Here is a 14,835-nt window from a genome sequence, read left to right on the forward strand (position 1 = left end):
CGGCACCTTTGCCTTTAACCACTTTACTTATACTTATGCGCTTATTCCGCTGGCTAGAGGCTACGAGTACATCACGCCGGCACCGGTGCGGGATAAAATAGGTAATGCGTTTAGCAATATACGTGAGCCACTGAGCATGCTGAACAACCTGGCAGCAGGTGAGCTAAAAGATGCCGGTACTAACCTTGGCCGTTTTCTGATTAACACCACCATTGGCCTTTTGGGGTTATTTGACCCGGCAACTGCCTGGTTTGATCTGCCAGAAGCGAAGCAGTCGATAGCGGATACATTAGCCGGTTATGGTGTCGCGCCGGGGCCTTATCTGGTGCTGCCTATTCTGGGGCAGAACAATGTGCGCGGCTCTACATCGGTTGTCAGCGAATACCTGCTAGACCCTATTGGCCAGGTAACCAACCCTCCCGATACCTATTATCTGCAGGGCGTAGATGCCGTTGATAGCTTTACTGACCGCGCCAAAGTATATGAAGAACTGTACCGTCAGGCGGACGACCCTTATCTGTATTTTCGCAATCAGTTTTTACAGGGAGTAAAGCGCGATGACAGCTTCAGCCAGCAGTAATAACAGCAGCGCCAGCCACTGGCTGGCGGAGAAAATCATGCAACTGCGGGTAGTTATTCTGCTGTTGTTTATCGCCCTGCTTGCACTAGCCGCATTTTTTGTGCCGCAGTTTCGTATCGATGCTTCCGCCGACACCCTGCTGGTCAAAAATAATGCGCTGTATATTAAAACCCAGCAGGCCAATCAGCGTTTTTCGCCCGATGAGTTTATTCTGGTCGCGTATAAACCGCGCAACACCGCTGTATTCAGTACCACCACCTTTAATGACCTGATCTGGCTGCGCGAGCAATACCTGACGTTGCCAAGAGTACAAAGCGTTACATCAATACTGACGGTCCCCCTGCTGACTGATGCATCAGTGCTGACAACAGAGGCGAATGTGGCTGAGCTGTCCTGGCAAACACAGCAGTTTTCACCACAGCAAATGCAGCAAATGCTGTCTGATCACCCGCTGTTTACCGATCTACTGGTCAATAAAGCGCAAACGGCAACTGCACTACAAATCGTATTTAAACCCGACCCTGAGCTTACCGCGCTGGAGCGGAAAATATTAGCCGTGCAGCAAAACAGCCTGCAGCGGCCATTGACCACTGACGAAGAGCAACAGCTGGAGCAGCTGCAGCAGCAAGCCGATCCGTTGCGTCAGGCGTTGGTTAAACAGCGCCAACAGGAATTGCAGCACATTAACAGCATTAACCAACAGGTAGCGCAGCAGGCTGAAACCTATACCGGAGGGGCCTATGTAGTAGCGCAACATCTGGTAGATATTATCAGTAGCGATCTGACCGTCTTTGGCAGTGCGATCGCTGGCATTATTGCCGCCCTGCTACTGCTGCTATACCGTAGCATTCGCTGGGTGGTATTTCCGCTTTTGGCATGTGCCGCCAGTGTCTGGCTGACGCTGGGTTTGTTTGCCGTGCTGGATATTCGTGCCACGGTAATATCGGCCAACTTTATTGCGCTGCAACTGATTCTGACATTGGCGGTGATGATCCACCTTATTGCCACATACCGTGAGGTAGCCCGCAACAACCCGGACCACAGCCAGCAGCAGCGTATTATCAGCACCTTACAGCAAAAGCTGGCACCGTGTTTTTATGCCACAATAACCACCTCGGTTGGTTTTGGTTCATTGGTTTTCAGCGGCATTCAGCCCGTGGTCGCGTTTGGTTTTATGATGCTGATAGCCATGCTGATCACCATGAGCGTCAGCCTGCTATTGTTTCCTGCCCTGCTGAGCCTGCTAAAAGCCAACACCGAAACAGACGATTTTGCTTTTATCAGCGCCGGTTTACAGGCTCTGAGACGGCTGGTTGAACGCGCTCCCTGGGCCTGTATTGCCTCGGTGTTATTCTGTTTTGCCCTGTTGTTACCCGGACTGATGCGGCTTAATGTTGAGAACAGCTTTATCAATTATTTTGCCACCGATACACAGGTGTATCAGGAGCTTAGGTTTATTGATCAGGAATTTGGCGGCTCTACCCCGCTGGATATTGTGATTAACCTGCAACCGGAAGACGCTAAGGATGATTTGCTGTTAAGCGCAAAACAGTTTAATCAGCTGCACCTTGCCCATGCAGTCGTGGCAGAGTTTAGCGCCAGCGGTAATGTTACCTCACTGGTCAACTTCACTACGCTGGCCAGACAGCTTAATGACGATAAACCGCTGACAGAGTATGAACTGAACTCTATTTACCGTTTACTGGATGAAAAGGTCGCCAGCCAGCTGGTTGGCGCTTACCTGTCGGAGCAACCACTGCAGGCCCGTATTTCAACCCGCATTCAGGACACTACCGCCGGGCTTGATCGCGAGCAACTGATGCAACAGCTGAATCAGGATTTACAACGTGTCGGGCTGAGCGAAGATCAATACAGCCTGACCAATCTGTTTGTACTGTATCAGGATATTCTGTCGCGTTTATTTGATTCACAAATTAAAACGCTGGGGCTGGTATACCTGGCGATGGCGATACTACTGCTACTGATTTTTCGTAGTGTGAAAATTGCCATTATTGCACTGATACCGAATGTCTGTACGACACTTGGCATACTCGGCCTGATTGGCTGGCTTGGTATACCACTGGATATTATGACCATTACCATTGCGGCGATTGCGATGGGCATCGCAGTGGATGACACTATTCACTTTGTGCACAATTATCTGAAAGCGCCACAGCAACAGGCATTGCAAAACAGCTTTGCCCATACCGGTATCGCCATACTGTTTACTTCTGTTGTGATCGCGGCCGGTTTCGCGGTATTTGGCTTTTCCAGCTTTTTACCCAGCGTCTACTTTGGCTTATTAACTGCCGCAGCCATGTTGCTGGCACTGGCTGCCGACCTGACCATCTTACCCGCACTGTTAAGCCGCTTTGTAAAACCAGCTGAAGCAAACCAAGCGCCAGTTGCGAAAACAAAAAGCCGGCAATAATGCCGGCTTGTGCAGGGCGATGCCGGTTTACACGTTTACATGTAAACGCACATCAACATTGCCACGGGTTGCATTTGAGTATGGGCAAACATGGTGTGCTTTGTTTACCAGCTCTTGCGCTGCGGCGCTGTCCATACCAGGCAGGTTGATGAATAAATCCACATCCAGGCCAAAACCGCCTTCAATTTTGCCGATGCCCACCTCAGCACGCAGGCTCAGATCTTTTGGTAAAGCAACCTTTTCGCTACCGGCAACAAATTTCAGTGCGCCGATAAAACAGGCAGAGTAGCCAGCAGCAAATAACTGCTCAGGGTTAGTCGCCCCGCCGTTACCCCCGAGCTCTTTTGGTGGCGCTAATTTTACTTCCAGCAAACCATCATTAGATTTAGCTGCACCATCGCGACCACCAGTTGACGTTACTACTGCTTTGTAAAGAATATCCATCATCGTTTCCTCAGTTAAGATTGATTATCAGCAAACACTCATTTTCAGAGAACGAGTACATCATAGAATGAATTAATCTTGTGCACAAGATATTTGCATATAACTATTTTAGCTAATCTATATTCAGCAGCACTATAAGGGTGTAGCCCAAGTTTGTTACACTAGCTGAAAATAGTGCGGAAAAAGCCAATGAAACACACTTTACCGTTAGAGCAGCAATTGTGCTTTGCCTTATACAGCGCATCAAATGCCGTGGTCAGACTTTACCGGCCCTTGCTGCAACCGTTTGATTTAACCTATCCACAGTATGTAGTAATGCTGGCTTTATGGCAGCAGGACAATATCAGCCTGGGTGAATTAAGCAGCAAAACCTTGTTTGACTCCGGCGCTCTGACGCCACTGGTGAAAAAGCTGGAACAAAAAGGCTGGCTGCAACGTATAGCGTCAAAGCAAGATGAAAGAGTAAAGCACGTGGTATTAACGGACAGCGGTAAAGCACTGCAATCAAAGATTGCCGGTGTCATGCCGGCGCTGCGCTGTCAAATTTCACTAAGTGATGAGCGGCTCATTCAGCTAAGAGAGCTCGCCAGACAAGTTCAGCTTGATATTCAGCAACTTGAGCAATGCGCAACACCTTAAGCTGCTGTATGTTCAAAAACACTCTGGATAACAGATTAACAGCAGCTGAATAACACTAAGTTACAATCGTTAAAAAAATAAATTTTTTCCTGGATTAAAATCAAACTGTTAGCTCAGCTTGGTTCTGCTATCGGGAAATCTGGCTATCCAGACGTTTGACCCCACCAAAATTCCCCCGCATAGTATTTGCGCCTGTGACGCTTCTGATCAGTGTCAGCTTACAAACCCAAGGATTGGCTTAGTCAGGCGCACTATAAATATTAATGCCAAACCGCCTGCTGATAGCACAGCAGCTTATATCTTTGGGGCGCTAAATGAGCTTACAATCTGTAGCCAGCTCGGCCGCTATTGCGACAGATCATACCTGTGCAGTACAGCCTGAGCATACAGCACATTCACTATCACATTATTTTCCGGATTATTTCCGCGCCGTTCAGGCCAATACCGAACCGCTGCGACGTGCAACCTATCAGCTCAGACATCAGGTTTACTGTGAAGAATTGCAGTTTGAGCCAGAACGCGCTGATGCGTTAGAACACGACAGTTATGATCAGCGTGCCATTCATATCGCCGTGAAACATATTTTGAGCAGCGCGTTGGCAGGTACAGTTCGTATTGTCACATCGCAGTTTAAAAACGAGCTTTTACCGATAGAGCAGTACTTTGCCGGTAATTTCACCAACACGGTATTGGCACCGGCGAATTTCAGCCGCCAGCATATTTGTGAAATATCGCGTCTGGCGGTGCCTGCTGCAATACGCTGTCGTACGCTGAGTCAGCAGCAGGCGCCATCGCTGGAGCGTGCCTGCAGCAAGCTGGTTGCGGTGGCATTGTATCTGATAGCGCAAATTCTGTGTTTACGCGCCGGCCGGGAGCACACTTATGTGATGATAGAGCCTGCACTTGCCAGAGCGCTGCGCCGGGTGGGTCTGCACTTTATCCAGATAGGCGAGCCGATAGAATTCAATGGCATCAGGGCGCCCTACTACCTCGACGCACGCACCACCAATGCAACGTTGAGCCCGGAATATCTGCAGCTACGTGTGTTACTGGAAAAACAACTGTTCGACAAGAACAACAGCAACCGGCCGCAGATGACGTTATGTTACAGCGCGCCGGAACAGCCGGCCGCGTGTTAACCGATTACCTGATAGCCAGACCAGTCAGGCCGCATTGGCTGGCTCTGGCCCGATGGCGTCAGGTGGATGTAGAGTCCCTGTAACTGCTCAAGCGCAAAACAGTCGTCCAGCTCCAGCAAATCATCTTTATGCTGGCTGTCAGCGTCAGTCAGCAGGCTTTGTTTGGCTTTCGCTTTAGCATCTGCAGCATTTGCCGCAACACACAGCATAAATTCGTGCTGCTCGGCGATTTTATCCGGATAGTAGCCACCAAAGTTTACGAAAAACAATTTCTGTTCACTGTGCTGAGGCGTACTGTGCAAGCTCACACTGTAGCCGTCTATATGCTGTACCTGCATGTAGCTGTCAACATGTAAGCCTTTCACTGTACCAAACCACTGCTGGCATAATAGCGGATAAGTGTCCTCTATCTTCTCAGCAGCAACAAAGCGCACGTCGTGCAGCTCAATGTTAGCTCCGGGCGCCGTACCACCGATATAGACTAAAAACAGCTGCATAACACTCTCTTTCTTTGCTAAAGCGCGAAGTATAACAGATATCTAACTTGCGCCAACATAATGAAAAAACTCAGTAAAATTTCGCACTTGCCGTAATAAGGTGCTATAAATTGCTTTCGCAGATAAAAAAGCTGCCCGGACGTAATGTGGAGTACTGACACTGCCGATGCTTACAACGTTACAGCATATTCTCTCACAAATAAGCCGCAATCCTGACATTGATAAAGGCGATTTGATGGCGAGCAACCGGGTGATCTTAAGCGGCATTAATCAGGCACTGGGCACCGACCGGGCCAGTGTCTGGTTATTGTCAGATGATCACTCGCAGATGCATTGCACCTATCAGCTTGACTGTGATACGCACCTGGCAGAACCGGACATTACACTAACACGGCAGAATTTTCCGCGTTATTTCGCTGCACTGGATGACGAACGTAACATCGTCGCCGAAGATGCCCATACTCATCCTTATACCAGTGAGTTTTCTGCCAGTTATCTGACGCCATTAAAAATTTGCTCCATGCTGGATACCCCTATCCGTCACCACGGTGAGATGGTAGGGATTATTTGTATAGAACATCGCGAAGTAAAAGCCTGGTGTGATGATGAAGTCATTTTTGCCGGCTTTTTGGCCGATATTTATGGCCGGGCACTCAGCGCCTCAGAAAGAATGCGCTATCAGGCCGAGCTTGAGCAACTCAACAGCTCACTGGAGCAGATTATCAGCCAGCGCACTCAGGAGCTGTCACAGTCGCTGGAGCAGTTGCAACACACTCAACACCGGCTGATTGAGGTAGAAAAAATGGCCAGCCTGGGCCGGTTAGTCAGCGGTATCGCACACGAAATTAACACCCCGCTCGGTGTGGCGGTTACGGCTAACAGCCACGCTCAGGCCACCTTACTTGAACTGGAGCAGCTTTTTCACTCTAACCAGTTAACCCGTCAGCACTTCAGCCAAAGCGGCAGCACGATTAAAAACAGCATTACAATGGTCAACGCCAACTTGCAGCGTGCTGTCGATTTGGTAAACAGTTTTAAACAAACAGCAGCCACCGGCACCGAACAGCAAGCCGAGTGGCTGCAGCTTAACCGCTTTATTCCGCAAGTGTTAACCAGTATGACGTCTGTACTTGAGCAGCATCAGGTGCAGATAGAATTAAAGTTACCGCCAGACATTGAAGTGCAAAGTTTTGCCAGCCCGTTAGCGACGGTGCTAACGCGACTGGTCGAAAATGCCTGTATTCATGCTTTTGACGCACCAACGCAAAGGCAAATAGTGATAAGCGCCAGCCTGAATAAGCACAGCTGGCAACTGGATGTGGCGGATAACGGCCGCGGCATGACCAATGATGAGCTGACGCGCGCTTTTGAGCCCTTCTTTACCACCCGCCGCAGCAGTGGTGCCAAAGGCCTTGGTCTGACACTGGTATTTAATCTGGTATCACATCTGTTGCAGGGAGAAGTCAGGTTGTTCAATACCGATAACGGCTGCACAGTCAGCCTGACCCTGCCTCTTGAACTGATTACAGCCTGACCGTAAGGCCATCAGACAGCGTTTTACGGTAGGCCAGCACGCCAGGCACCATAGCCAGCAACGCGGATAACAGTACAATGGCGCCTGCCCAGTACAAGGTATTCAGCCGGATAATATTCAGACCGACAAACAAGCCGAAATCTGCCGCCAGTTTATCCTGCAGCAACGCCAGACTGATAAACAGCAATGCTGCAGCAGACACCATGGACACCACAGTGATCAGCAACACTTCCAGTTGCACCAGCACAAATAAATACCAGGGATGCGCACCGGCTGCCCGCAATACCGCCATTTCCCGTTGCCGCTGTTTCATTGACGCCAGCAGCGTGGTAATCATGCCAACCAGCGCAGCCAGCAGCACCAACAAGCTGATGACTAGTAACAGGTTTTCAACCATTCCCAGCATTTGCCACAATTCAGCCAGGGCGACACCGGGCAAAATTGCCGTGAGGGGCTCGTTTTTATATTCGTTAATTTGCCGCTGCAGTGTAAAGGTTGCCATCCGCGATTTTAACCCAACCATAAAAGCGGTAATCGATTTAGGCGTCAAATCCTGCACCAGCGCCTCTTCCGCAGTTAACTGCCGCCCGGGCATCGGGGCACCCTGCTGCCAGTCCAGATGAATAGCCTCTATCGCTTCCAGGCTGACATGTACGGTTTGATCAACCGGCGTACCGGTTCTGGCTAAAATACCGACCACAGTAAAGGGCTTATCTTTGTGCTGGCTAAAACTGACGGCACCAACACCATGCGACAGTTCAATTTGCTGACCGACAGTGTACCCCAGTTTCTGCGCCACATCGGCACCCAGCACCGTTTCAAATACGCCAGAAAATGCTGCACCGTCTTTTAGTACCAGAGGCTGGCTGTTGGCATAGCGATAATACTGAAAATACGCCCCAGTGGTGCCCATTACCCGGTAGCCGCGGTGTGAATCACCAAGCGATATCGGGATACTCCAGTCGATTTGCGGATGCTTGATAATGCGCTGGTAGCTGGGCCAGCTGATATTAGCCGTAGCATTACCAATGCGAAATACAGAATACAGTAACAAATTAAGCTGCCCGGAGCGGGCGCCAACAATCAGATCTGTGCCTGATACCGTGCTGGTAAAGCTGTTTTTGGCTTCGGTACGCAAATGATCGATACCGAGCAGCAAGGCAATACTGATGGTGAGTGACAACCAGGTCATCAATACCGTGCCACGACGATTCCACAGGCTAAGCCTGGCCAACTTCATTAACATGGCTGAACTCCCTGCTCCAGCTGCAGCATATCCAACTGATAGCGGAAATACTGCTGCAGGCTCTTATCATGGCTGACAAATACCACGGTACAGCCATTCGCATCTGCCTCAGCCAGCATCACCCGCATAAAGGCATCGCGGTTATCGCTGTCCAGCGCCGAGGTTGGCTCATCCGCAATTAATAAGGTTGGCCGCGGCAACAATGCTCTTGCAATTGCCACCCGTTGTTGTTGCCCCACACTTAGCTCTGAAGCCGGTTGCTGCCACAGTGATTGCTGCAGGCCAAGCCGCTGCAACAACTGTTTGGCCCGGTTTAATGCTTCAGCATTGTTTTGCCCGGCAAAATGGCTGCTAAGCAACGTATTATCCAGCACCGACAGATAGGGGATCAGGTTCAGCTGCTGAAACACTACACCTATATGTTTTGCCCGCAGGCTGTCGCGCGCACTCCCTGACAATTTATGTAAGGCGTGTCCATTGATATACAGCTCGCCACTGACCGGCCGGGTAATGCCGCACAGCAAATTCAGTAAGGTGGTTTTGCCACTGCCGGATGCGCCGCGTACAAACAGGTGTTGGCCGTTATCTAATGTCAGTGCAGGCAACGTTAATTGCCAGCCACCAGGCCGGTAATGAAATTGCAGGTGTTTGAGGTCAATGGCAGGAATTTTCGGCTTGTCAGTCACAGGCGTACTCAGTGTCATGTTATGATGTGGACGTTTTTGCCATTATGCCAACTTAGAGGAGCAAGCTCCAATGCTACGGACGTTATCTGTTGCGTTATACATGACACTGGTCGCATGTTGTTCGGCTGCAGTGTTTTCAAGCCAGCTGCAGGCCAGTGAAGCGGTTACCATTGAGTGGACCGATTTAATGCCGGAAGAAGATTTAAAAGCATTACAACAGATGCCGGAAGTTCAGCATGATTACAGCCAGCCCTCGCCGTTTGATGATAACTATCAGGGCGACGATCCGGCAGCGCAGCAGTGGCAGCAAATACTGAAATCAGCCAAGGTCGTGGAAAAATATAACAATACCAAAATCCGGGTGCCGGGGTTTATTGTGCCGCTGGAGTTTGACAGCGAGCAAAATGTTACCAGTTTCTTTCTGGTGCCTTATTTCGGAGCCTGTATTCACGTACCACCACCGCCACCGAATCAGATGATTTTTGTCAGCGGTGCAAAAAACCTTAAAGCCGATATGATTTACTCACCATTTTGGATAAGCGGCACTTTAACAACAGATGTGATGACACACGATCTGGGCCAGGCAGCGTACAGCCTGAAAGCGGACAGTGTAGAAGAATATACCTACTGATAGCGCAGTAACATAAAAAACGGCAGCTTAAGCTGCCGTTTTTTATCCGCGTTAAAAGCTTACCGTGCTGTTTTGTAAACTTGCCTCGGCGGCACCCTGCCGGCCATTGATAATCCACTGCACTTCAATATGCTCCAGCGTAGGCAACAAGCTGAAAACATGCAGCTGCAACTGATTCAGCCGTGCCGGACGCTGACACAGCAACAGATAATTTGCGTAAAAATCGGCATGGCCCTCGTTAGCATGGGGCTCGGTCAGATCAGTGCTGGCATCGGCCTGAGCCAGCTCACAGTTTGCATCCTGGTTCACACTAAACCAGTCTGCCTGGTTAAATACAGCTATCGCCGCTTCGACTTCCTGCGTCTGTTCAGCAGTTGTCGGTTTATGTTCAAACCCCACGACACTTTGCGCTGCCGACTGAAATGCCAGCTGCATCTCATTGCCTTCCAGTACCAGCGTTAACAAGGCTTTACCATGCACATGGCTACCCAGCGCCGTGAATTCGTCCGCTTCATGGTCGTGCTGATGTTCTTCAGCATCAGTGTGGCCGAATGCCGCACACGGCAATATGGACAGCATTACGCTAAGCAGCAGGGGTTTACACTTCATCTGTTTCTCCGGTGAGCAAGTCAGCAATTGTTATAACATAACACAAACATCCGGCACCATGCTACAAACTGATCTCAGGCGCCACCGTGCCCGTAAATGTCAGCATTAAATTACAAACAGTGTATAACATGCCAAGACTGATCGTGGTACTGGGTGACCAGTTAAGCCCGGCGTTAGCCAGCCTGCAGCAGCTGCAACAAGATGACGTTATTCTGCTGGCGGAAGTAGGCCGCGAAGCCAGCTATGTTAAGCACCATAAGCACAAGATTATCCTGTTGTTCAGCGCCATGCGCCACTTTGCGGCTACCTTGCAGCAGCAAGGTTACCGGCTCTGTTACATCAGGTATGGCAGCATCCCTGAAATTATAAGCATTACAGACGCCGTGCAGTACGCTCTGGCACAGTATCCCGCTATTACAGATGTCGTTATTACCGAATGCGGCGAATACCGTTTGCAGCAGGAAATTCTCAGCTGGCAGCAACTATTGTCCGTGCCGGTAACGCTGCTCAGCGACGACCGTTTTATCTGCGACCATTCCCGCTTCGCTCACTGGGCTAAAGGCAAAAAGCAGCTCAGGATGGAATTTTTCTACCGCGAGATGCGCCGTTATACCGGCTTACTGATGCAAGGTGATAAACCCGAAGGGGGTAAATGGAATTACGATAGTGACAATCGCAAAGCCTGGCCGGAGCCGCTGCAACCTGATGCGCCATTGAGCTTTGCCCCCGATGCCATTACTGCTGAAGTTGTCACGCTGGTAGAGCAGCATTTTTCAGCCAATATCGGCCATAGCGACAATTTTAACTATGCGGTGACAGGCAAAGAGGCGCGCGCGGCATTTTTGCACTTTGTAAAACAGCAACTGCCACAGTTTGGTGATTATCAGGACGCCATGCGCCTTGATCAGCCATTTTTACAACACAGTATCTGCTCGGCTTATTTGAACTGCGGCTTGCTGGATGTCCGCTGGATGTGTAACAAAGTACAGCAAGCTTATCAGCAGGGTTTAGTCCCCCTTAATGCGGCTGAAGGTTTTATCCGCCAGCTGATCGGCTGGCGCGAATACGTCCGTGGCTTCTACTGGTTGCACATGCCTGCGTATAAACAGCACAACGTCCTGCACGCAGAGCGCGCTTTGCCGGGATATTACTGGCACGGCAATACCAGCATGCGCTGCATGCAACAGGCGATAAAAAGCACTATTGATCATGCTTACTCACACCATATTCAGCGGCTGATGATCACCGGCAATTTTGCCCTGTTAGCTGGCCTGTCAACCGATGAAATTACCGACTGGTATCTGGCCGTTTATGCCGATGCCTATGAGTGGGTAGAGTTACCTAACACCCTTGGCATGGCGCTGTTTGCTGATGGTGGCATGCTGGCTTCAAAGCCTTATGCGGCAAGCGGCGCTTACATCAATCGTATGAGCAACTACTGTAAACACTGCAGTTACAACGTAAAAAACATCACCGGGCCGGATGCCTGCCCGTTTAATGCGCTGTACTGGGATTTCCTGCAGCGCAATCAACAACAGCTGTCTGCCAACCCGCGCCTGGCGCTGGCCTATGCGAACTGGCACAGGCGTAGCGATGAAGATAAAACCAGCATTCTGGCAAAAGCAGCCCAAACGCTGGATACGCTGGAGCAGTTATGAGCATGACGCTGATTCTGTTAAATGACACCTTGCGCCTGCACGATAACCCTTTACTGTGTATTGCTGATGGCAGCAACACAAAAGCAGCTGTTATGGTATTAAACCGGCATGCATTTTTCGGCCAGCAATATGGTATAAAGCGGGCCAACCTGCAACGACTGCAGCAACAGCTATCGGTTATCCACTCACTGAACCATGCCCTGGCGGCGCGGAATATCGGTCTTATTACCCTGTTTGGTGATACGGCGCAGTGCCTGCTAAAACTGGCACAGCAACTGGGTACAACACGCCTGTACTGCGCCGAGCCGGTAGCGACCTACGAATACGCTGCAATAGCCAGGCTGTCACAGCAGCTCAGTGTAACCACGTTCGATTGCAACTCGCTGCTCGCTGCCGCATCACATCCCGGGTTGGAAAGCCTGCCGGATAGCTTTACCGCCTTTCGTAAAAAATATGAGCCGTCACTTCAGGTTACGCCCCCCTTTGACAGCGCAATACCGGACGAAGCCTGGCTTACCCCCGCTCAGGCAGAACATTACAGTGCTGACTTTACGCAGTTGCACCAACAGTACTTGCCGCAGCCGCTTCATTTTAGTGCCAGTGAAGACGCAGCACTTACTCACCTAAAGCACTATATCTGGCAACAGCGGCATATTTTGCACTATAAAGACACCCGTAATCAGCTAATTGGAAAACACTATGCCAGCTTTTGCTCCCCTGCACTGGCAGTGGGCAGCCTGTCGGTACGCTGGTTATGGCATGAAATTGAGCGTTTCGAGCAGCAAATCATGGCCAATGACTCTACCTACTGGCTGAAGTTTGAGTTGCTCTGGCGCGAGTTCTTCCGCTGGCAGTGCCGTAAACATGGTGCCAGCTGGTTTAGTAAAGGCGGCATTCAGGACGTAATCGACTTCACTGCGCCGGTATTAAACACCGATCAGCAACAGCACTTTCGCAACTGGTGCAGTGCGAATACCGGTAATGCCTTTATCGATGCCAATATGAAGCTGCTAAACCAGACAGGCTTGATGAGTAACCGCGGCAGACAGAATGTTGCCAGTTATCTTGTGCACGATTTGGGTATTGACTGGCGCCTGGGGGCAGCTTACTTCGAACAGCGCCTGCTGGACTACGACTGTGCCAGTAACTGGGGAAACTGGGCATACATTGCAGGTACCGGCAATAGCCAGGCCCGCCAGTTTAACGTGCAAAAACAGACACAGCTGTATGACCCGGATGGCAGCTTTGTGCGCGCCATGGCAGACACTCAACCTTTATCAGAAACCGGTTATGACAGCACTGGTCTGGTTTAAACGGGATCTGCGGCTTGAGGATCATCAGCCTTTGTATCAGGCCGCCAAAACCGGCGCCGTTTTGCCTGTGTATATTGTTGAGCCGGATTACTGGCAGCAAAGCGATGTTTCAGCCAGACACTGGCAATTTATTGCACCTGCACTTGAGCAGTTAAACACCCGCCTGACAACACTGGGCCAACCCCTGTTAATTGTGAAAGGCCCGGCAACCAGTGTCCTTACGCGGCTTTGCCGGCAGTTTAGTATCAGTGCCGTATACAGCCATGAAGAAACTGGCAACCTGTGGACTTATCAGCGTGATTTGGCTGTAAAACGGCTGTTACGCGACCTGAGGGTTCCCTGGTATCAATACCGGCAGTTTGCCGTGTTTCGCGGTTTAAAAAGCCGTGATGACTGGTTTACCCTGGCTGACAGCTGGTTGAAATCGGCGGTTACTCCGACAGTGGGTTCCCTGCCATTTGTCACACAGCCAAGCTGGGATTTACCCGCACTGTCACCAACACGCAAAACTGATCTGCCGCTTTGTCAATCACTGCAAAATGCACAGGACGTTAATCAGACCCTTGATAGCTTCCTGAACAGCCGCTGCAACACTTACCGTCAGCACATCTCAATGCCGGCTAAAGCTACTTACAGCTGTTCACGGCTTAGCCCTTTTATCAGTTATGGCATGGTGAGTCTTAGGCAGTTACAGCAGCAAAGTTATCTGACCATGAAAACCGCCAAAGAGCTACAACAGCGGCGTGGCTTGCAAGCATTTTTCAGCCGTTTGCGCTGGCATTGCCACTTTATACAGAAAATGGAAGATGAACCGGCAATTGAATTTTTTAATATGCACCGTGGTTTTGACGGCTTGCGTGAGGCAGATTTTAATCTGGCTTTCTTTCAGGCCTGGAAGAGCGGAACAACAGGTTACCCGTTAATTGATGCGGCCATGCGCAGCCTGCTCGCTACCGGCTGGCTGCATTTTCGTGCCCGCGCGATGCTGGTCGCGTTTGCCAGTTATCATTTGTGGTTGCATTGGCGTCCTGTGGCACTGCACCTGGCGCAGTGCTTTGTTGACTACGAGCCTGGCATTCACTACCCACAAATTCAGATGCAAGCAGGTACGACGGGGATTAACCCAAACCGTATGTATAATCCGGTAAAACAGAGTCAGCAAAAAGATGCCAGAGGGCGGTTTATCCGCCAATGGTTACCAGAGCTGCGCTTAGTGCCAGACAGTTGGATCCACCCCCCCTGGCTTATGCCACTCTCGCTGCAGCAACAATACGGTTGCGTGATAGAACGCGATTACCCGGCGCCAGTGGTTGAACTGCACCCTGCCCTTCAACAGGCCAGAGCAAAAATAAGCCAGTGGCAAAAGCAACAGGACATACAGCAGTGGCAGTTGCAAAAGCAGGCGGTATTTCCCCGCCACGCCAGTCG

The 14,835-nt window shown here is 50.5% G+C and carries 14 protein-coding genes; 9 read left to right on the plus strand and 5 right to left on the minus strand.

All coding sequences use genetic code 11. The features are described 5' to 3' along the window. On the plus strand, positions 1-580 hold a 580-nt coding region (locus VIN66_RS12270; protein WP_331924243.1), incomplete at its 5' end, for a VacJ family lipoprotein. After that, positions 558-3,011 carry an efflux RND transporter permease subunit gene (locus tag VIN66_RS12275; protein WP_331924244.1) on the plus strand — a complete coding sequence of 818 codons (2,454 nt, stop codon included), beginning with the start codon at positions 558-560 and terminating at the stop codon, positions 3,009-3,011. The genes VIN66_RS12270 and VIN66_RS12275, both read left to right, overlap by 23 nt. Before the next feature lie 27 nt (positions 3,012-3,038). Here the strand turns inward: VIN66_RS12275 and VIN66_RS12280 are convergent, their stop codons facing one another. Beyond that, positions 3,039-3,455 (minus strand): organic hydroperoxide resistance protein, encoded by a 417-nt coding sequence (locus VIN66_RS12280; protein ID WP_331924256.1) that lies wholly within the window; start codon positions 3,453-3,455, stop codon positions 3,039-3,041. Between the two features lie 189 nt (positions 3,456-3,644). Between VIN66_RS12280 and VIN66_RS12285 the strand changes: the two genes are divergently transcribed. Together VIN66_RS12285 and VIN66_RS12290 are read left to right on the plus strand one after the other, a co-directional pair. Continuing rightward, a complete protein-coding gene (locus VIN66_RS12285; protein WP_331924245.1) occupies positions 3,645-4,094 on the plus strand; it encodes a MarR family winged helix-turn-helix transcriptional regulator in 450 nt (149 codons plus the stop codon). 314 nt (positions 4,095-4,408) lie between these two features. Continuing rightward, positions 4,409-5,233 carry a PEP-CTERM/exosortase system-associated acyltransferase gene (locus VIN66_RS12290; RefSeq protein WP_331924246.1) on the plus strand — a complete coding sequence of 275 codons (825 nt, stop codon included), beginning with the start codon at positions 4,409-4,411 and terminating at the stop codon, positions 5,231-5,233. Here VIN66_RS12290 and VIN66_RS12295 read toward each other — a convergent pair. After that, entirely contained in the window at positions 5,230-5,730 is a 501-nt protein-coding gene (locus VIN66_RS12295) for a DUF1543 domain-containing protein (RefSeq protein WP_331924247.1), read from the minus strand. The two genes, VIN66_RS12290 and VIN66_RS12295, sit on opposite strands and share 4 nt — an antisense overlap. A 166-nt stretch (positions 5,731-5,896) precedes the next feature. Between VIN66_RS12295 and VIN66_RS12300 the strand changes: the two genes are divergently transcribed. Beyond that, positions 5,897-7,264, plus strand: a complete 1,368-nt coding sequence (locus tag VIN66_RS12300; RefSeq protein WP_331924248.1) for a GAF domain-containing sensor histidine kinase — start codon at positions 5,897-5,899, stop codon at positions 7,262-7,264. Here VIN66_RS12300 and VIN66_RS12305 read toward each other — a convergent pair. Continuing rightward, a complete protein-coding gene (locus tag VIN66_RS12305) occupies positions 7,254-8,510 on the minus strand; it encodes an ABC transporter permease (RefSeq protein ID WP_331924249.1) in 1,257 nt (418 codons plus the stop codon). The genes VIN66_RS12300 and VIN66_RS12305 overlap by 11 nt on opposite strands. Beyond that, complete coding sequence (locus VIN66_RS12310; protein ID WP_331924250.1) at positions 8,504-9,196, minus strand: ABC transporter ATP-binding protein; 693 nt, start codon at positions 9,194-9,196, stop codon at positions 8,504-8,506. Before VIN66_RS12310 ends, VIN66_RS12305 begins: the two co-directional genes overlap by 7 nt. Before the next feature lie 70 nt (positions 9,197-9,266). Between VIN66_RS12310 and VIN66_RS12315 the strand changes: the two genes are divergently transcribed. Continuing rightward, positions 9,267-9,827, plus strand: coding sequence for a DUF3299 domain-containing protein (locus VIN66_RS12315; RefSeq protein ID WP_331924251.1), 561 nt, complete (start codon positions 9,267-9,269; stop codon positions 9,825-9,827). Positions 9,828-9,878: 51 nt separating this feature from the next. Here the strand turns inward: VIN66_RS12315 and VIN66_RS12320 are convergent, their stop codons facing one another. After that, positions 9,879-10,436, minus strand: a complete 558-nt coding sequence (locus VIN66_RS12320; protein WP_331924252.1) for a ZrgA family zinc uptake protein — start codon at positions 10,434-10,436, stop codon at positions 9,879-9,881. A gap of 128 nt (positions 10,437-10,564) precedes the next feature. Here VIN66_RS12320 and VIN66_RS12325 point away from each other — a divergent pair, with 128 nt between their 5' ends. From VIN66_RS12325 to VIN66_RS12335, 3 genes are all read left to right on the plus strand, one after another. Next, entirely contained in the window at positions 10,565-12,094 is a 1,530-nt protein-coding gene (locus VIN66_RS12325; RefSeq protein ID WP_331924253.1) for a cryptochrome/photolyase family protein, read from the plus strand. Then, positions 12,091-13,407 carry a DASH family cryptochrome gene (locus VIN66_RS12330; RefSeq protein ID WP_331924254.1) on the plus strand — a complete coding sequence of 439 codons (1,317 nt, stop codon included), beginning with the start codon at positions 12,091-12,093 and terminating at the stop codon, positions 13,405-13,407. Before VIN66_RS12325 ends, VIN66_RS12330 begins: the two co-directional genes overlap by 4 nt. Then, a partial coding sequence (locus VIN66_RS12335) for an FAD-binding domain-containing protein (protein WP_331924255.1) occupies positions 13,385-14,835 on the plus strand: 1,451 nt, incomplete at its 3' end. The genes VIN66_RS12330 and VIN66_RS12335, both read left to right, overlap by 23 nt.

The organism is Rheinheimera sp., assembly GCF_036568245.1.
GTDB lineage: Bacteria > Pseudomonadota > Gammaproteobacteria > Enterobacterales > Alteromonadaceae > Alishewanella.